This window comes from Inquilinus limosus (genome assembly GCF_051487185.1).
GTDB classification, from domain to species: domain Bacteria; phylum Pseudomonadota; class Alphaproteobacteria; order DSM-16000; family Inquilinaceae; genus Inquilinus; species Inquilinus limosus_F.
Genome location: NZ_JAHVDK010000013.1, coordinates 173,532 through 190,656, shown reverse-complemented (window position 1 = coordinate 190,656; position 17,125 = coordinate 173,532). Strand labels below are relative to the sequence as shown.

At 69.2% G+C, this 17,125-nt stretch carries 14 protein-coding genes; 5 read left to right on the top strand and 9 right to left on the bottom strand.

Going from position 1 to position 17,125, the window contains the following annotated elements; genetic code table 11:
* A partial coding sequence (locus KXR53_RS17010) for an Rne/Rng family ribonuclease (protein WP_437376426.1) occupies window positions 1-2,107 on the bottom strand: 2,107 nt, incomplete at its 3' end.
* Window positions 2,108-2,689: 582 nt separating this feature from the next.
* On the opposite strand from KXR53_RS17010, the gene KXR53_RS17005 reads away from it, so the two are divergent.
* The 3 genes from KXR53_RS17005 (at window position 2,690) to KXR53_RS16995 (ending at window position 5,960) form a co-directional block, all read left to right on the top strand.
* A complete protein-coding gene (locus KXR53_RS17005) occupies window positions 2,690-5,125 on the top strand; it encodes a penicillin-binding protein 1A (RefSeq protein WP_437376425.1) in 2,436 nt (811 codons plus the stop codon).
* Window positions 5,126-5,200: 75 nt separating this feature from the next.
* Window positions 5,201-5,485: a DUF4242 domain-containing protein gene (locus KXR53_RS17000; protein WP_437376424.1), complete on the top strand. Its 285-nt coding sequence runs from the start codon at window positions 5,201-5,203 to the stop codon at window positions 5,483-5,485.
* A gap of 22 nt (window positions 5,486-5,507) precedes the next feature.
* Window positions 5,508-5,960 carry a DUF3293 domain-containing protein gene (locus tag KXR53_RS16995; RefSeq protein ID WP_437376423.1) on the top strand — a complete coding sequence of 151 codons (453 nt, stop codon included), beginning with the start codon at window positions 5,508-5,510 and terminating at the stop codon, window positions 5,958-5,960.
* Window positions 5,961-6,009: 49 nt separating this feature from the next.
* Here the strand turns inward: KXR53_RS16995 and KXR53_RS16990 are convergent, their stop codons facing one another.
* Genes KXR53_RS16990 through KXR53_RS16970 form a run of 5 tightly spaced genes read right to left on the bottom strand, consistent with a single transcriptional unit; the run spans window position 6,010 to window position 10,965 of the window.
* Complete coding sequence (locus KXR53_RS16990) at window positions 6,010-6,435, bottom strand: F0F1 ATP synthase subunit epsilon (RefSeq protein ID WP_437376422.1); 426 nt, start codon at window positions 6,433-6,435, stop codon at window positions 6,010-6,012.
* A 32-nt stretch (window positions 6,436-6,467) separates the two neighbouring features.
* A complete protein-coding gene (atpD, locus tag KXR53_RS16985; RefSeq protein WP_437376421.1) occupies window positions 6,468-7,904 on the bottom strand; it encodes a F0F1 ATP synthase subunit beta in 1,437 nt (478 codons plus the stop codon).
* 51 nt (window positions 7,905-7,955) lie between these two features.
* Entirely contained in the window at window positions 7,956-8,834 is an 879-nt protein-coding gene (locus KXR53_RS16980; RefSeq protein WP_437376420.1) for a F0F1 ATP synthase subunit gamma, read from the bottom strand.
* A 41-nt stretch (window positions 8,835-8,875) separates the two neighbouring features.
* Window positions 8,876-10,405 carry a F0F1 ATP synthase subunit alpha gene (atpA, locus tag KXR53_RS16975; protein WP_437376419.1) on the bottom strand — a complete coding sequence of 510 codons (1,530 nt, stop codon included), beginning with the start codon at window positions 10,403-10,405 and terminating at the stop codon, window positions 8,876-8,878.
* Complete coding sequence (locus KXR53_RS16970; RefSeq protein ID WP_437376418.1) at window positions 10,405-10,965, bottom strand: F0F1 ATP synthase subunit delta; 561 nt, start codon at window positions 10,963-10,965, stop codon at window positions 10,405-10,407. Before KXR53_RS16970 ends, atpA begins: the two co-directional genes overlap by 1 nt.
* A gap of 232 nt (window positions 10,966-11,197) precedes the next feature.
* On the opposite strand from KXR53_RS16970, the gene KXR53_RS16965 reads away from it, so the two are divergent.
* Together KXR53_RS16965 and KXR53_RS16960 are read left to right on the top strand one after the other, a co-directional pair.
* Window positions 11,198-12,187 (top strand): cation diffusion facilitator family transporter, encoded by a 990-nt coding sequence (locus tag KXR53_RS16965; RefSeq protein ID WP_437376417.1) that lies wholly within the window; start codon window positions 11,198-11,200, stop codon window positions 12,185-12,187.
* Window positions 12,188-12,324: 137 nt separating this feature from the next.
* The gene (locus tag KXR53_RS16960; RefSeq protein WP_437376416.1) at window positions 12,325-12,672 is read left to right on the top strand and encodes a ribbon-helix-helix domain-containing protein; all 348 of its coding nucleotides are present in this window, start codon (window positions 12,325-12,327) and stop codon (window positions 12,670-12,672) included.
* A gap of 204 nt (window positions 12,673-12,876) precedes the next feature.
* Here KXR53_RS16960 and KXR53_RS16955 read toward each other — a convergent pair whose 3' ends face one another.
* The 3 genes from KXR53_RS16955 to ilvD all read right to left on the bottom strand — a co-directional run bounded on the left by KXR53_RS16955 (window position 12,877) and on the right by ilvD (window position 16,974).
* Window positions 12,877-13,770 carry a TIGR01459 family HAD-type hydrolase gene (locus KXR53_RS16955; RefSeq protein ID WP_437376415.1) on the bottom strand — a complete coding sequence of 298 codons (894 nt, stop codon included), beginning with the start codon at window positions 13,768-13,770 and terminating at the stop codon, window positions 12,877-12,879.
* A 74-nt stretch (window positions 13,771-13,844) separates the two neighbouring features.
* A protein-coding gene (prfB, locus tag KXR53_RS16950) for a peptide chain release factor 2 (protein ID WP_437376414.1) occupies window positions 13,845-14,967 on the bottom strand; the annotation gives its coding sequence in 2 pieces (ribosomal slippage) (window positions 13,845-14,897 and window positions 14,899-14,967; 1,122 coding nt in all).
* A 144-nt stretch (window positions 14,968-15,111) separates the two neighbouring features.
* Complete coding sequence (ilvD, locus tag KXR53_RS16945) at window positions 15,112-16,974, bottom strand: dihydroxy-acid dehydratase (RefSeq protein WP_437376413.1); 1,863 nt, start codon at window positions 16,972-16,974, stop codon at window positions 15,112-15,114.
* Between the last annotated feature and the right edge of the window lie 151 nt (window positions 16,975-17,125).

Genomic DNA, 17,125 nt, shown 5'->3' with positions numbered 1-17,125 from the left:
GCCTGCGGCCGCCGCCCTCGCCCTCGGCCTGCGGGGCGTGCTGCGGCGGCTGCGCCGGGCGCTGCTGCGGCCGGGCCGGCTCGTGGGCCTCCGCGACCTCCTCCTCGTCCTCCGCCTCCACGGCCTCCCGCTCCAGCGCGGCATCGGTCTCGGCCATGATCCGGGCGGCGTGGTCGACAGGCGCCGCCGGGGCCGGCAGCTCGGCGCCGCGGGCGCGGGTGCGATCGATCCGGTGCGCCGGCGGGATCAGACTGTCATCGGCCTCGATCATCACCCGCACGCCGTAGCGCCGCTCGATATCGGCCAGGGCGTCGCGCTTTTGGTTGAACAGGTACAGCGCCAGGGCGGTGGCGACGTGCACGGTGATCTCGGAGGCGCGCTTGCGGATGCCTTCCTCCTCGATCGCGCGCAGCACCGACAGCGCCGCCGAGCCGGTGGTCCGGGTCATGCCCAGCCCGCCGCAATGGGCGCAGGTCTCGAAATGCGTCTCCATCAGGCTCGGGCGCAGCCGCTGGCGTGACAGCTCAAGCAGGCCGAAGGCGCTGATCCGGCCGATCTGGATGCGGGCGCGGTCCTGCCGCATCGCCTCCTTCAGCCGCTGCTCGACCGCCTTGTTGTGGCGGTCGTCCTCCATGTCGATGAAGTCGATGACGATCAGGCCGGCCAGGTCGCGCAGGCGCAACTGGCGGGCGACCTCGTCGGCGGCCTCGAGATTGGTCTTGTACGCCGTCTCCTCGATGTTCCGCTCGCGGGTCGAGCGGCCGGAGTTGACGTCGATCGAGACCAGCGCCTCGGTCGGGTTGATGACGATGTAGCCGCCCGACCGAAGCTGCACGACGGGGCTGTGCATCGCATCGATCTGGCCTTCCACGTTGAAGCGGTGGAAGAGGGGGACGTTCTCGTCCTCGTAGCGCTGCACCTTCTTGGCATGGCTCGGCATGAGCATGCGCATGAAGTCCTTGGCGACGCGGTATCCGTCCTCGCCCGCGACCTGGACGTCCTCGATGTCTTTGGAATAGAGGTCGCGGATCGCCCGCTTGATCAGGTTCGCCTCTTCATGGATGACGCAGGGCGCGGTCGACTGCAGCGTGGTCTGGCGGATCGAATCCCATAGCCGCAGCAGGTAGTCGAGGTCGCGCCGGATCTCCAGCTTGGTGCGCTCCAGCCCCGCCGTCCGCAGGATGACCGCCATGCCCTCCGGCACGTCCAGGTCATCCATGATCGCCTTCATCTTCTTGCGATCCTTGGGATTGGCGATCTTCCGGCTGATGCCGCCGCCGCGCGGCGTGTTCGGCATCAGCACGCAGTAGCGCCCAGCCAGCGACAGATACGTCGTCAGCGCCGCGCCCTTGTTGCCGCGCTCCTCCTTGGTCACCTGCACCAGCATGATCTGCCGGCGCTTGATGACCTCCTGGATCTTGTAGTTGCGGTAGTTCGGCAGCTTCGAGCGACGGTCGCGGGCCTCCTCGGCCTCGTCGCCGCCCAGCACCTCGACCGCCTCCGCCTCGGCGTCGTTCTGGCCATTGCCGTTGCCGTTCTCGCCCTCGGCCGGGGTCGGGTCGTCGCCCTTCGGGGTCTCGGCCGGGGCCAGCAGCGCCACCGGGCCGCTGTCGCCCTCGGTCGACAGGGTCTCGCCGAAGCTCTCCGCGGCGGCGGCATCGGCGGCGATCACCTCGCCCGCCACCGCGTCGCCGGCGGCCTCGACGACCTCGACCACCTCGCTCGGACCGGCCTCGGCCTCGGTGCGGGCCGGCCGGCGGTCGCGGCCGCGGCGCCGGCGCGGCGCCGGCTCGGCGGCCTGGGCCTCAGCCTCTTCGGCCTCCTCGGCCTGGCGGGCCAAGAGCGCCTCGCGGTCGGCGATCGGGATCCGGTAGTAGTCGGGATGGATTTCGGAGAAGGCGAGGAAGCCGTGCCGGTTCCCGCCATATTCCACGAAGGCGGCCTGGAGCGAGGGTTCGACCCGCGTCACCTTGGCCAGGTAGATATTGCCCTTCAGCTGCTTCTTGGCTTCGGTCTCGAAATCGAATTCCTCGAGCCGATTGCCGTCCAGAACGACCACCCGCGTCTCTTCCGCATGGGTGGCGTCCACCAGCATTCTCTTCGCCATGTATAAACCCTGGCGACGCTGCCGCCGGCCCCGCGCGACTCACGGGGCCGCGGCGCGTCATTGTCCTGCCGAAGCCGCCGGGGACGCGAACCGTGATCACCCGAGAACGGCGCTTCGCAGCAGGCCAGACGGGAGGGTCCGCGACCACCGGTCCGGCGCGGATGCGCCGGGGCACGGCCTCGAGTTGATCCTCGATGTCGCCCGACATCCGCGGCTGCGCATCGTGTGCCGGCCGTTCGACAAGAGGCGTTTCACGGCGGAAGTCGATGCGTCGCCGCGCGATCGACCCGGAGATCCGGGGGACCCGGACATCCGATCGAACGATCGGGCAGACTGTCGCGCCGCCACGATACCGAGGCACCGCACTCTCGACAATGGAAGATTTCTGCGGTCGTGAACGGACGCCGCCACAAACGCCTGACTCGGACCCCGGCGCTATGGTAACAGATGCCGCCCTGGCCCTCGCGGCCATCAACGGAACACAATCGCGGCCTATTCGCTTCTGCGTCGAGGCCGGCCTCGCTGGGCCTCCCCGCCGCGCCGGGGCGGCCGCCGCCGTCCATCCATTGCTCCCAAGGTCCGATGCGTCTGATCGGCTGGCTCCTGTCCTCCCTCATCCTCCTCCTCGTCATCGCGGCGGTCGGGGTCTTCGCGGCCGCCAGCTATTTCGGCCGCGACCTGCCGGACACGGCGCAGCTGGCCGAATATGCGCCGCCGATCACCACCCGCCTGCACGCGGCCGACGGCCGGCTGATGACGGAATACGCCAGTGAGAACCGCCTGTTCGTGCCGATCGGGGCGATCCCGCCCCTGGTGGCCCAGGCCTTCGTCTCGGCCGAGGATCAGAACTTCTACGACCACCCGGGCGTCGACCCGCAAGGTATCGCCCGGGCCGGGTTCAGGGCCATAGTGAATTACTTCTCCGGCCGCCGTGTCGAAGGGGCCTCGACCATTACCCAGCAGGTGGCGCGCAACTTCTTCCTGACGCAGGACATATCGATCAGCCGCAAGATCCGCGAGGCGTTGCTGGCGTTCAGAATCGAAGCCGCCTTCACCAAGCCGCAGATTCTCGAGCTGTACCTGAACCAGATCTATCTCGGCCGACGTGCCTTTGGCGTGGCGGCGGCGTCGCTGGCCTATTTCAACAAGCCGCTGAAGGACCTGACGCTCTCCGAGGCCGCCTTCCTGGCCGGCCTGCCGAAGGCGCCGAGCCGGTACGACCCGAAGACCAATCTGGAGGCCGCGGTCGGCCGCCGCAACTACGTCATCGGCCGCCTCCTGGAAGACGGGGCGATCACCAAGGAGCAGGCCGACGCCGCCATGGCCGAGCCGCTGGTGACCAAGGACCGGCGGCAGATCGAATTCGTCAGCGCCAACTATTTCGCCGAGGAGGTGCGGCGCGAGCTGCAGCGCCTCTACGGCAACGACGCCCTCTACCAGGGCGGGCTGTCGGTCCGCACCTCGCTCGACACGCATCTGCAGGATCTGGCCGACCAGGCGTTGCGCAACGGCCTGCGCAGCTACGACATGCGGCATGGCTGGCGCGGCCCGCTGAAGAAGATCGAAGGCTTCGACGACTGGGCCGGGCAGCTGGCCGCGATCCAGCGGCCGGCCGGCGCCGGCGACTGGCAGATGGCGGTGGTGCTGGACGTCGATGCCAAAGGGGCCGCCATCGGCTTCTCGGACAAGAGCCGCGGTGTCATCCCCTTCGCCGAGATGAAATGGGCCCGGCCCTGGCGGCCGAACCAGACGGTCGGCGCCGAGCCGAGGAGACCGTCCGACGTGCTGGCCAAGGGCGACGTGGTGCTGGTCGAGCCGACCGGCCCGGTGCCGGAGGACAAGGCGGTGCCGCAGGAATTCGGCCTGCGCCAGATCCCAGACGTGCAGGGCGCGCTGGTGGCGCTCGACCCCAACACCGGCCGGGTGCTGGCGATCACCGGCGGCTACGACTATGCGATGAGCGAGTTCGACCGCGGCACCCAGGCGGTGCGGCAGCCGGGCTCGACCTTCAAGCCCTTCGTCTATCTGACGGCGCTCGAGGCCGGCTATACCCCGGCGACCATCATCGACGACGCGCCGATCACGATCGACACCGGCACCACCGACTGGGCGCCGGAGAACGACGATCACCGGTTCCTGGGACCCATGCCGCTCAGGGTCGGCGTCGAGCGGTCGCGCAACCTGATGACGGTGCGGCTGATCCAGGCGGTCGGTCTCGACAAGGTGAAGGAGACGGCGGAGCGCTTCGGCGTCTACAAGGACATGCCGCTGCTCTACTCCATGGCGCTCGGCGCCGGCGCCACCACCCCGCTGCAGATGGCGACGGGATTCGCCCAGATCGCCAATGGCGGCAAGAAGGTGGTGCCGACCTTCATCGACCGGATCCAGGACCGCACCGGCCGCACCATCTACCGGCACGACGCCCGGCCCTGCGAGACCTGCGGCCAGCCCTGGGCCGACCAGGCCACGCCGGTGATCCCGGACACGCGGGAGCAGATCGCCGACCCGGTCTCGGCCTATCAGATGACCTCGATCCTGCAGGGCGTGGTGCAGCGCGGCACCGCCTCGGCGCTGAACAAGCTGGGCTTCACCCTGGCCGGCAAGACCGGCACCACCAACGACGCCAAGGACGCCTGGTTCGTCGGCTTCTCGCCCGACCTGGTGGTGGCGATCTATGTCGGCTTCGATGATCCGAAGACGCTGGGCGCCCGCGAATGGGGGTCGACTGCGGCGCTGCCGGTCTTCCGCGACTTCATCTCCGAGGCGCTGAGGGGCAAGGACGTGCCGCCCTTCCGCATCCCGCCCGGCGTCAGCCTGGTGAAGATCGACCGGCTGACCGGCCAGCCCGCCTATGGCAGCGGCGGCGACACGATCTGGGAGGCGTTCCGCCCCGGCACCGAGCCCGGCACCGGCTATGCCCTCGACCGGCTCGACGGCAGCGGCGGCGCGACCGACCAGGGTACCGGCTTCGGCGACAGCGTGCCGGAGGCGACGACCGGGACCGGCGGGCTGTACTGATCGCCGGCGCGGTCTAGATCAACCGAAGCGGCGGGCCTTCGCCCGCCGCGCGACGGCTGCACGAGGGAGGACCGTATGGCGCTTCGCAAGTTCATCATCGAACGCGACATTCCGGATGTCGGCACCCTCGAACGCGAGCAGCTGCGGGGCGCCGCAGCCAAGTCCAACGAGGCCCTGCGGCAGATCGGCCCCGACATCCAATGGGTCGAGAGCTACGTCGCCGACAACAAGACCTTCTGCGTCTATCTCGCCCGGGACGAGGAGGTGATCCGCCGGCATGCCGAGATCAGCGGCTTCCCGGCGACCAAGATCACGGAGATCCGCAAGATGATCGACCCGACGACCGAGAAGGCCGGCTGACAGGCCGCTGGCGTCACGGGCGATGGATCTCGCGGGCTTCATCCGGCTGCTCGAAGCCTATCGCGACACCCGCTACCTGTTCACCGCCGACGGCGCCGAGCACGAGGTGCGGATCGATCGGCGCAATCCGGCCGCGGAGGCGTGGCTGACTGGCCGCGGCGCCGTCGGTGCCGGCTTCGTCAGCGCCGACAATCCGCGTAGCCGCCCGGCGCCGCCGGCCGAGAACGCGACGGCGCGGCAGCGTCTGGTCGAAGCAGTGCGCCGGCGCGGCTTCGACGCCGCGCCGCACACCGGCGCCGGGTTGGACGGCACCTGGCCGCCGGAGCAGGGGCTGCTGGTGCTCGACATGCCGGTCGCGGATCTGGTGGCGCTGGCGGAGGAGTTCGGCCAGAACGCGATCGTCTGGTTCGGCCCCGGCCGCCCCGCCCGGCTGGTGCCGACCCGCCTGCTGTTCGAGGCGCTCGCTCCGCCATGAAAAAGGGCCCCGTACGGGGCCCTTTCGATTCGTCCGTGCGGCGGCCGGATCAGGCGTGGCCGGCGGCGGCCCGGCTGATGGCGGTGAGCTTGGCCCGGGCCAGCTTCAGCGCCCGCTCGGCCACTGCCTTGTCGCCAGGGGTCTTGGCGTCGGCCACGTCCTCTTCGGCGTCGCGCAGCTCCTGCTCGACCTTGGCGCGGTCCAGCGAGGCCACCGGCACCACCTCCTCGGCCAGCACGGTGCAGCGCTCCGGCGTCACCTCGGCGAAGCCGCCGGTGATGAAGAGGCGGCTGGAGATGGCGCTGCGCTGCTCATAGATGTCGATCACACCCGGCTGGATGGTCGACAGCATCGACATGTGCCCCTTCAGCACGCCGAAATGGCCGTCGCCGCCGGGGACGACCACCATCTCGACCTGCTGCGCCACGAGCAGCTTCTCGGGCGAGACCAGTTCGAAGGCGAATTTCTCGGCCATGGATGTCCCCGGCAGGCTTGGCTGGCGTCAGATCAGGCGGCTTCGGCGAGCTTCTTCGCCTTGGCGACGGCGTCGTCGATGGTGCCGACCATGTAGAACGCCGCCTCCGGCAGGTGGTCGTAGTCGCCGTTGACGATGCCCTTGAAGCCGCGGACCGTCTCCTCGACCGGGACGAACACGCCCGGCGTGCCGGTGAACACCTCGGCCACGTGGAAGGGCTGGCTGAAGAAGCGCTGGATCTTCCGGGCGCGGGCCACGGTCAGCTTCTGCTCCTCGGTCAGCTCGTCCATGCCCAGGATGGCGATGATGTCCTGCAGCGCCTTGTACTCCTGCAGCGTGCGTTGCACGGCGCGGGCCACCTCGTAGTGCTCCTGGCCGACGACGCGAGGGTCGAGGATGCGCGAGGTCGAATCGAGCGGGTCGACCGCCGGGTAGATGCCCAGTTCCGAGATCGCGCGGCTGAGCACGGTGGTCGCGTCCAGGTGCGAGAACGAGGTCGCCGGGGCCGGGTCGGTCAGGTCGTCGGCGGGCACATAGATGGCCTGCACCGAGGTGATCGAGCCCTTGGTGGTCGAAGTGATGCGCTCCTGCAAGGCGCCCATGTCGGTCGACAGGGTCGGCTGATAGCCCACCGCCGACGGGATGCGGCCCAGCAGCGCCGACACCTCGGCGCCCGCCTGGGTGAAGCGGAAGATGTTGTCGACGAAGAACAGCACGTCCTGGCCTTCGACGTCGCGGAAGTACTCGGCGACGGTCAGGCCCGACAGGCCGACGCGGGCGCGGGCCCCCGGCGGCTCGTTCATCTGGCCGTAGACGAGGGCCACCTTGGAGCCTTCCTCGCCCAGCTTGATGACGCCGGAGTCGATCATCTCGTGGTACAGGTCGTTGCCCTCGCGGGTACGCTCACCCACGCCGGCGAAGACCGACACGCCGCCATGCGCCTTGGCGATGTTGTTGATCAGCTCCTGGATGGTCACGGTCTTGCCGACGCCGGCGCCGCCGAACAGGCCGATCTTGCCGCCCTTGGCGTAGGGGCCGATCAGGTCGACGACCTTGATGCCGGTGACCAGCATCTCGGCCTCGGTGGCCTGGTCGACGAATTCCGGCGCCGGGCGGTGGATCGGGAAGTGCTGCTTGGCGTTGATCGGGCCGCGCTCGTCGATCGGCTCGCCGATCACGTTCATGATCCGGCCCAGCGTCTCCGGGCCGACCGGCATCCTGATGGAGTTGCCGGTGTCGATCACCTTGTTGCCGCGGACCAGGCCGTCGGTCGAGTCCATGGCGATGCAGCGCACGGTGTTCTCGCCGAGATGCTGCGCCGCCTCGAGCACAAGGGTCCTGCCGCCGATCTCGGTGGTCAGGGCGTTCAGGATGGCGGGCAGCTCGCCATCGAACTGGACGTCCACCACGGCGCCCAGAACCTGGCTGATGCGGCCGATGACGTTGCTTCCGGTCTGGGTCTCGACCATGGTGTTCACGCTCCTCGAACTGACTTCAAGCGATCGATGGATCACGGCGCCTTAGACGGCCTCGGCGCCGGAGATGATCTCGATCAGCTCCTTGGTGATGTAGGCCTGGCGGGTCCGGTTGTAGACCAGCGTCAGCCGCTTGATCATGTCGCCCGCATTGCGCGTCGCATTGTCCATCGCGGTCATGCGCGCACCCTGCTCGGAGGCGGCGGATTCGAGCAGCGCCTTGTAGACCTGGATCGCCAGGTTGCGCGGCAGCAGCTCCGCCAGGATCTGCTCCTCGCTGGGCTCGAACTCATAGACGATGTTCGAGGCCGTGGCCTCGGTCACCGCCGGGATCGCCACCGGCACCAGCTGCTGCACGGTGATGATCTGGCTGATCGCCGATTTGAACTTGTTGTAGACGACCGAGCAGACGTCGAACTCGCCGGCCTCGAACATCGCCAGGATCCGGGTCGCGATCGCGTCGGCATCGGCGAAGCCCAGCTTCGGCCGGCCGATGTCGATGACGCTCTCGACGATCAGGCCGGCGTGGTCGCGGCGCAGGGCGTCGCGGCCCTTGCGGCCGATGGTGAACAGCTTCACCGTCTTGCCCAGGCCCTGCAGCTCGCGGATCTGCTTGCGCGTCTCGCGCAGCACCGTGGCGTTGAACGCCCCGGCCAGGCCGCGGTCGGAGGTGACGACCAGCAGCAGGTGCACGTCGCTCTTGCCGGTGCCGGCGATCAGCTTCGGGCCCTGGCCGGCCGTCTTGGCGCCGGCGGCGAGGCCGACCAGCATCCGCTCCATCCGGTCGGCAAAGGGCCGGCCGGCTTCGGCCTGCTCCTGGGCGCGGCGCAGCTTCGACGCCGCGACCATCTTCATGGCCGCAGTGATCTTCTGCGTCGACTTGACGCTGGAGATCCGGTTCCTCAGGTCCTTCAACGACGGCATGGCGCCCCGCCTTCAAGTCTCGTGGTGGGTGCGACCGTCGCTCAGACGAAAGTCTTGGCGTAGTTCGCGATGAAGCTGGCCAGCTTCTCCTCCGTCTCCGGCGAGAGCTGCTTCTCGTTGCGGATCGCCTCGAGGATCGCCTTGCCCTCGTCGCGCAGCGCGTCGAGCAGGCCCTTCTCGAAATCCTGCACCCGGTTGGCCGGCACGCTGTCGAGATGGCCGCGGACGCCGGCGAAGATCGACGCCACCTGCTCCTCGACCGGCTGCGGGCTGAACTGCGGCTGCTTCAGCAGCTCGGTCAGGCGCGCGCCGCGGGCCAGCAGCTTCTGGGTCGAGGCGTCGAGATCGGAGGCGAACTGGGCGAAAGCCTCCATCTCGCGGTACTGCGCGAGCTCGAGCTTGATGCGGCCGGCGACCTGCTTCATCGCCTTGATCTGGGCGGCGGAGCCGACGCGGCTGACCGACAGGCCGACATTGATGGCCGGGCGGACGCCCTTATAGAACAGACCGGTCTCGAGGAAGATCTGGCCGTCGGTGATCGAGATCACGTTGGTCGGGATGTAGGCCGAGACGTCACCGGCCTGGGTCTCGATGACCGGCAGCGCGGTCAGCGAGCCGGCGCCGTGGTCGTCGTTCATCTTCGCCGCGCGCTCCAGCAGGCGGCTGTGCAGGTAGAACACGTCGCCCGGATACGCCTCGCGGCCCGGCGGACGGCGCAGCAGCAGCGACATCTGGCGGTAGGCCACGGCCTGCTTGGACAGATCATCATAGATGATCAACGCGTGCATGCCGTTGTCGCGGAAGAACTCGCCCATCGCGGCGCCGGTGTAGGGCGCCAGGAACTGCAGCGGCGCCGGCTCCGACGCCGTCGCGGCGACGACGGTGGTGTATTCGAGCGCGCCGTATTCCTCGAGCGTCTTGACGATCTGGGCGACCGTCGAGCGCTTCTGCCCGACCGCGACGTAGATGCAGTAGAGCTTCTGCTTCTCGTCGCCGGACTTGTTGATCTCGCGCTGGTTCAGGATGGTGTCGATCGCGACCGCGGTCTTGCCGGTCTGACGGTCGCCGATGATCAGCTCGCGCTGGCCGCGGCCGATCGGCGTCAGCGCGTCGATCGACTTCAGGCCGGTCTGCATCGGCTCATGCACCGACTTGCGCGGGATGATGCCGGGGGCCTTGACCTCGACGCGGCTCATCTTCGCGTCCTGGATCGGGCCCTTGCCGTCGATCGGGTTGCCCAGGGCGTCGACCACGCGGCCCAGCAGGCCGCGGCCGACCGGGACCTCGACGATGGCGCCGGTGCGCTTGACCGTGTCGCCTTCCTTGATGTCGCGGTCCTCGCCGAAGATCACGATACCGACATTGTCGGTCTCGAGGTTCAGCGCCATGCCCTTGATGCCGCCCGGGAACTCGACCATCTCGCCCGCCTGGACGTTGTCGAGGCCGTAGACGCGGGCGACGCCGTCGCCGACCGACAGCACCTGGCCGACCTCGGCCACGTCGGCCTCGGTCCCGAAATTGGCGATCTGATCCTTGATGATCGCAGAGATTTCGGCGGCACGGATGTCCATCAGACGGTCCCCTTCATCGCGAGCTGCAGCTTGGCCAGTTTCGTGCGCAGGGAGCTGTCGACCATGCGCGAGCCGACTTTGACGATCATCCCGCCGAGCAGCGCGGGATCGACTTTGACATTGACCTGGACCTTGGCGCCCATGGCCTTCTTGAGCTGATCGACCAGCGCCTCGGTCTGGCGGTCGGTCAGCGCCGCGGCGGCGGTGACCTCGGCGGTGAGCTCGCCGCGGCGGCGGGCCAGCTCGGCCAGGAAGGCGTCGATCATGGCGTCGAGGGCGAACAGGCGGCGATTGCGCGCCACCAAGCCGACGAAGCGGCGCACCAGCTCGGACACGCCCGCCCGCTCCAACACCGCGGCCATCGCCTTGCCCTGCGCGTCGCGCGACAGCAGCGGGCTGCGGACCAGACGGCGCAGATCCTCGCTCTCGGCCAGCGCCGCCTTCAGGCCGCGCAGGTCGTCCGCGGTCCGGTCGAGCGTCTTGCCTTCATCTGCGAGTGCGTACAGCGCCGTCGCGTAACTGGATGCGAGGCCGGATATCCCTGACCCTGTGGCTGCCACCGATCGTCCCTCGATCGTTTTGTTTCGATCGTGGCAGGAGGCCACGACCGCCGAATGTTCGGGGGGCTCGATCGCACAACAAGATATTGTCCGAGGCCCACCCCTTCCGCTCGGCGCGCCGTCATCTAACATAGCGGTTGTGGGTGTGCAACCGGCATTCCGGGCGGGTTTTTCACGTCGGAGTGCCAGATGTAGACTGGCGCGAACGATTCGCATCCTCCGGAGAGCCGGAATGCCGCACGACCATCCGCCCGGAGAGGCGCCGCACCCGCACGGATCCGCAGCCGGGCACGATCACGCGGCGCATGATCACGGGCCGGGCCGTCGCCATCACCACGGGATGCCGGAGGGGGCGGATGGCGAGCGGCGCCTGCTGGCGGCCTTGGCGATCACCGCCGGCTTCATGCTGCTCGAGGCGGCCGGCGGCTGGATCGCCAATTCCCTCGCGCTCCTGGCCGATGCCGGGCACATGCTGACCGATGCGGCGGCGCTGGCGCTGGCCTGGCTGGCGGCGCGGATGGCGCGGCGTCCCCGCGACGCCCGGCGCAGCTACGGCTATGGCCGGGTGCAGGTGCTGGCCGCCTTCGCCAATGGCATCGTGCTGCTGGCGGTCGTTATCGCGATCGTGGTCGAGGCCGTCGGCCGGCTGGCCGCGCCGGCGCCGGTCGCGGGCGGGCTGATGATGGGCATCGCCGCCGCCGGCCTGGTCGCCAACCTGGTCGCCTATCGGGTGCTGCAGGGCGGCGACCGGACGAACCTGAACCTGCGCGGTGCGGCGCTGCACGTGCTGGGCGACCTGCTCGGCTCGATCGGCGCGCTCGCCGCCGGCGCGGTCATCCTGGCCACCGGCTGGACGCCGATCGACCCGATCCTGTCGGTGCTGGTGTCGCTGCTGGTCCTGCGCAGCGCCTGGGCGATCCTGCGCGAATCCGGCCATGTGCTGGTCGAGGGCACGCCCGACCGAATCGACGAGGCGGCGCTGACCGAGGCGATCCTGGCCGGGGTGCCGGCGGTGATCGACGTGCATCACGTCCACGCCTGGACCCTGACGCCGGGCCGGCCGATCGTGACCCTGCACGCCCGGCTGCGCGAGGGCGCCGATTCCGACCAGGCGGTCGGCGCGGTGACCCGGCTGCTGCGCGACCGCTTCGGTGTCGACCACGCCACGGTGCAGGCGGAATTCGAGATCTGCGCCGACACCGAGGCGGCGCCACGACACTAAGCGACACGCGCCGGAACGGAAAAGCGCAATCGCTGGTTCACCTTTTTGCCGGGAAGCGGTAATTATTCAACATAATGCCGTGTATTTGATGTCGCCCATGGCCCGGTTTCCGGGGCTGCGGGCCCGGAAAGGTGACGATGGGTCATAATGGAGCTCTCGCCCGCGACGCGGACCCGCTGTCGATCTGCCGCAACGTGACGGTCGCCGGACGGCGTACCAGCGTCCGCATGGAGGTCGTGTTCTGGGACGGGCTGATGGAAATCTGCGCCCGTGAACAGATCGGGCTGAACGAGATCTGCACCCGCATCGACGCTGCCCGCAGGGGCAGCGGCCTGACCGGGGCGCTCAGGGTCTTCGTCCTGTGCTATTTCCGCGAGCTGACGCGCCGGCCGGCGCAGGTGCAGCCGCCGGCCCACGCCTCTGTCCAGACCCCGCCGGCGCTGCTGACCGCGGCGCTGGAAGGCGTGGTCGGGGCCAGGGCGTAGTATCCCGGCAGAACGTGGGTTGGGTTCGTATGCCGCGAACCCAACCCACGGGATCTTATACCAGCGGCCCGAAACGTTGACCCGTCATGGCGAGCCCCGAAGGGCGTGGCCATCCAGCATCACCCGCCCCTGGATGGTCGCGGCGCTCCGCGCCTCGCCATGACGGGGAAGGGACCGAAGAGTCGATCTCAAAGGCCGCTGGTATTAAGCGGGTCCGCTCCAGGCCAGCCGCTCCACCGCCGCCACCGGTCGCAGCCGGTGCCGCTCGGCCGCGGCGGTCAGCTTGTGCGCGTCCGGCCGGCCGGTGGCGCCGTCGCGCAGCTCGGCGCCGTGGATGCCGCCGATCACGAACAGCCCGTCGATCCCGGCCGCGGCCGCGCCGGCCATGTCGGTGTGGAAGCTGTCGCCGACCGCCAGCACCCGCGCCGGGTCGGGCCGGCCCAGCAGCTCGAAGCAGCGGCGATAGACCGGCGGATGCGGCTTGCCGTGATAGAACACCTGGCCGCCCAGCGTCTCGTAGTGCTGGGCCAGGGCCCCGGCGCAGATCTGCATCCGGCCGCCGACGATGACGACGATATCCGGGTTGGCGCAGATCATCGGCAGGCGGCGACCCGCTGCGGCCTCCAGCAGCGGGGCGTGGTCCTCGACCCGTTCCTCCGGGTCGTCGATGCCGGTGTTCAGCACGAACTCCGCATCGGCCAAATCGTCGACGCGGACGATGTCATCGACGCCCTCATAGACGTCGGCGTCCCGCTCGGGCCCGAGATGCAGGAAACGTTCGCCCAGCGCCTGGTGGAAGTCGTCGTCGCGCGCCACCAGCGCCAGATGCGCCGCCTCGCCCGAGGACAGGATCGCGTCCCAGCACTCCTCCGGCACGCCGATCTGGGCCAGCCGCTGCGTCACCGACCCGACCCGCCGCGGCGCGTTCGACAGCAGGCACACCTGCTTGCCCTCGGCGCGCAGCCGCTGCAGGCAGTCGATCACGCCGGGATAGGGCGTGACACCGTCGTGCACCACGCCCCAGAGGTCGACGATGAAGGCGTCATAGCGGTCGCGGATCGTGGCGATGCCGTCGAGGATCGGAATGCTGTCGGTCATCCGTTCTGGCCTGTTGGTCCCATTCCGGTCTTGTGCCATGGCGGGTGGGGCGGCGCCACCGGCGCCGCCCGTGCTCAGGCCGTCAGCTCTTCGCCCTGGCCCTTCAGCTTCGCCGCCAGCGACGCCTCCAGGAACTGGTCGATGTCGCCGTCCAGAACCGCGGCGGAGGCGCTGGTCTCCACGCCCGTGCGCAGGTCCTTCACCATCTGATAGGGCTGCAGCACATAGCTGCGGATCTGGTGGCCCCAGCCGATGTCGGTCTTCTCCGCCTGCAGCGCCTGGGCCTGGGCCTCGCGCAGCTGCAGCTCGCGCTCGTAGAGGCGGGCGCGCAGCATGTCCATGGCCATGGCCCGGTTGCGGTGCTGCGAGCGGTCGTTCTGGCAGGCGACGACGATGCCGGTCGGGATATGGGTGATGCGGATCGCCGATTCCGTCTTGTTGACGTGCTGGCCGCCCGCGCCAGAGGACCGGTAGGTGTCGACCTTCAGGTCCTTCTCGTCGACCGTGATGTCGATCGAATCATCGATCACCGGCGACACCGCGACCGAGGCGAAGCTGGTGTGCCGCCGCGCCGCGCTGTCGAAGGGGCTGATCCGGACCAGGCGGTGCACGCCCGATTCGGTCTTCAGCCAGCCATAGGCGTTGTGGCCTTTGATCAGCACCGTGGCCGACTTGATCCCCGCCTCTTCGCCGGGGCTCTCCTCCAGCCACTCCACCTTGAAGCCGTGCTGCTCGGCCCAGCGCACATACATGCGCAGCAGCATCTGGCCCCAGTCCTGGGCCTCGGTGCCGCCGGCGCCGGCATTGACCTCGAGATAGCAGTCGTTGCCGTCGGCCTCGCCGGCCAGCAGGCTCTCCAGCTGCTTCTTCGCCACCCGCTCGGCCAGCTGGCCCAGCTGCGCCTCGGCATCGGCCAGAACCTCGGCATCGCTCTCGGCCTCGGCCAGCTCGATCAATCCGACGGTGTCGTCGAACTCGCCCGCCAGCGCCTTGTAGCCGGTGATGGCGTTGTCCAGATGGGTGCGTTCGCGCAGCAGGGTCTGCGCCTTCTCCGGGCTGTCCCAGAGCTTCGGGTCCTCGGCGAGCGCGTTCAGCTCGTCCAGTCGTCTGACAGCGTTATCCCAGTCAAAGAGACCTCCTCAGCAGCGCGAGCGACTGCTTGATCTCCTGGGCCTTGGCTTCGGTCTCGGCACGCATGGCGTGCGGTCCTCTCAAATATCGTACGGTTGCGGCATCGCGGCGGTCCGGGCTGGCCCGAAGCGCCGACCGGGCGGGATGTAGGATGGATCGGCCCTCAGGTAAAGGCCGCAGGGAAGAAGATCGTCCCGCGGCCTCCCGATCTCAGGCCTGGCGCGGGCGGAGCTGACTGACGTCGCGCACCGCGCCGCGCGAGGCGCTGGTGGTCAGCGCCGCATAGGCCTGCAGCGCCGCCGAGACCTTGCGGGTGCGCGGCGCCGCCGGCTTCCAGCCGCCGTCGGCACGGGCGTTCATCGCCGCCCGCCGCCGCGCCAGCTCCTCGTCGGAGACGGCGAGGTGGATCCGGCGGCCGGGGATGTCGATCTCGATGATGTCGCCTTCCTCGACCAGGGCGATGGCGCCGCCTTCCGCCGCCTCGGGCGAGACATGGCCGATCGACAGGCCGGAGGAGCCGCCGGAGAAGCGGCCATCGGTGACCAGGGCGCAGGCCTTGCCCAGCCCCTTCGACTTCAGATAGCTGGTCGGATACAGCATCTCCTGCATGCCGGGGCCGCCGCGCGGGCCCTCGTAGCGGATCAGCACCACGTCGCCGGGCTGGATCCGGCCGCCCAGGATGCCGTCGACCGCCGCATCCTGGCTCTCGAAGATCCGGGCGGGGCCGGAGAAAGTGAGGATGCTGGCGTCGACGCCTGCGGTCTTCACCACGCAGCCATCCTCGGCGATGTTGCCGTGCAGCACCGCCAGGCCGCCATCCGGGCTGAAGGCGTGCTCCAGGTCGCGGATGGTGCCGCGCTTGCGGTCGTCATCGACGCTCGGGTAGCGCGCGTCCTGGCTGAAGGCGACCTGGGTCGGGACGCCGCCCGGCGCCGCGCGGTAGAAATTGTGCACGGAGTCGCTGTCGGTGCGCTTGATGTCCCAGCGGTCCAGCGCGGCCGCCAGGCTTTCGGCATGGACCATGCGGGTGTCGCGATGCAGCAGGCCGGCCCGGTCCAGCTCGCCCAGGATCGCCATGATGCCGCCGGCGCGATGGACGTCCTCCATATGCACGTTCGGAACGGCGGGCGCGACCTTGCACAGCACCGGCACCCGGCGCGACAGCCGGTCGATATCGGCCATGGTGAAGTCGACCCCGCCCTCCTGCGCCGCCGCCAGCAGGTGCAGCACGGTGTTGGTCGACCCGCCCATGGCGATGTCGAGCGTCATGGCGTTCTCGAAGGCGGCGAAGGTGGCGATGCTGCGCGGCAGCACCGACTCGTCGTCCTGCTCGTAGTAGCGCTTCACCAGGTCGACGATCAGGTGCCCGGCCTCGACGAACAGCCGCTTGCGGTCGGCATGGGTGGCGAGGGTCGAACCGTTGCCCGGCAGCGCCAGGCCCAGCGCCTCGGTCAGGCAGTTCATCGAATTGGCGGTGAACATGCCGGAGCAGGAGCCGCAGGTCGGGCAGGCCGACCGCTCGATCACCTTCACGTCCTCGTCGCTGACCCGGCTGTCGGCGGCGGCGACCATGGCGTCGACCAGGTCCAGCGCCTTGGTTTCGCCCTGCAACTTGACCTTGCCGGCCTCCATCGGCCCGCCGGACACGAACACCACCGGGATGTTCAGCCGCATCGCCGCCATCAGCATGCCGGGCGTGATCTTGTCGCAGTTCGAGATGCAGACCATGCCGTCGGCGCAATGCGCGTTGACCATGTACTCGACGCTGTCGGCGATGATCTCGCGCGACGGCAGGCTGTACAGCATGCCGTCATGGCCCATGGCGATGCCGTCGTCGACGGCGATGGTGTTGAACTCCTTGGCGACCCCGCCCGCGGCCTCGATTTCCCGCGCCACCAGCTGGCCGAGGTCCTTGAGGTGGACATGGCCGGGCACGAATTGGGTGAAGGAGTTGACGACGGCGATGATCGGCTTGCCGAAATCCGCATCCGTCATGCCGGTCGCGCGCCAGAGCCCGCGGGCTCCGGCCATGTTGCGGCCGTGGGTGGTGGTGCGGGAACGATAGGCTGGCATTGATCGGGTCCGTGCTGCTCGGGTCACTTTCGGTCGGCCGGATGCCTGCGGCGATCAGAAAAGAACCGCGGCACCCGTCGGAAACGTCCGATCCAGAAAGAACGCCATTCCCGCCCGCGGCGCAAGGGCGGCGGACGCAACGCTCCCGCGC

Excerpts from the sequence above, each read along its gene's own strand:
- atpA (WP_437376419.1), bottom strand. The coding sequence starts at position 10,405 with ATGGACATCCGTGCCGCCGAAATCTCTGCGATCATCAAGGATCAGATC.
- KXR53_RS16955 (WP_437376415.1), bottom strand. The coding sequence starts at position 13,770 with ATGACCGACAGCATTCCGATCCTCGACGGCATCGCCACGATCCGCGAC.
- ilvD (WP_437376413.1), bottom strand. The coding sequence starts at position 16,974 with ATGCCAGCCTATCGTTCCCGCACCACCACCCACGGCCGCAACATGGCC.
- KXR53_RS16960 (WP_437376416.1), top strand. The coding sequence starts at position 12,325 with ATGGGTCATAATGGAGCTCTCGCCCGCGACGCGGACCCGCTGTCGATC.
- atpD (WP_437376421.1), bottom strand. The coding sequence starts at position 7,904 with ATGGTCGAGACCCAGACCGGAAGCAACGTCATCGGCCGCATCAGCCAG.
- KXR53_RS17000 (WP_437376424.1), top strand. The coding sequence starts at position 5,201 with ATGGCGCTTCGCAAGTTCATCATCGAACGCGACATTCCGGATGTCGGC.
- KXR53_RS16990 (WP_437376422.1), bottom strand. The coding sequence starts at position 6,435 with ATGGCCGAGAAATTCGCCTTCGAACTGGTCTCGCCCGAGAAGCTGCTC.
- KXR53_RS16980 (WP_437376420.1), bottom strand. The coding sequence starts at position 8,834 with ATGCCGTCGTTGAAGGACCTGAGGAACCGGATCTCCAGCGTCAAGTCG.
- KXR53_RS16995 (WP_437376423.1), top strand. The coding sequence starts at position 5,508 with ATGGATCTCGCGGGCTTCATCCGGCTGCTCGAAGCCTATCGCGACACC.
- KXR53_RS17005 (WP_437376425.1), top strand. The coding sequence starts at position 2,690 with ATGCGTCTGATCGGCTGGCTCCTGTCCTCCCTCATCCTCCTCCTCGTC.
- KXR53_RS16965 (WP_437376417.1), top strand. The coding sequence starts at position 11,198 with ATGCCGCACGACCATCCGCCCGGAGAGGCGCCGCACCCGCACGGATCC.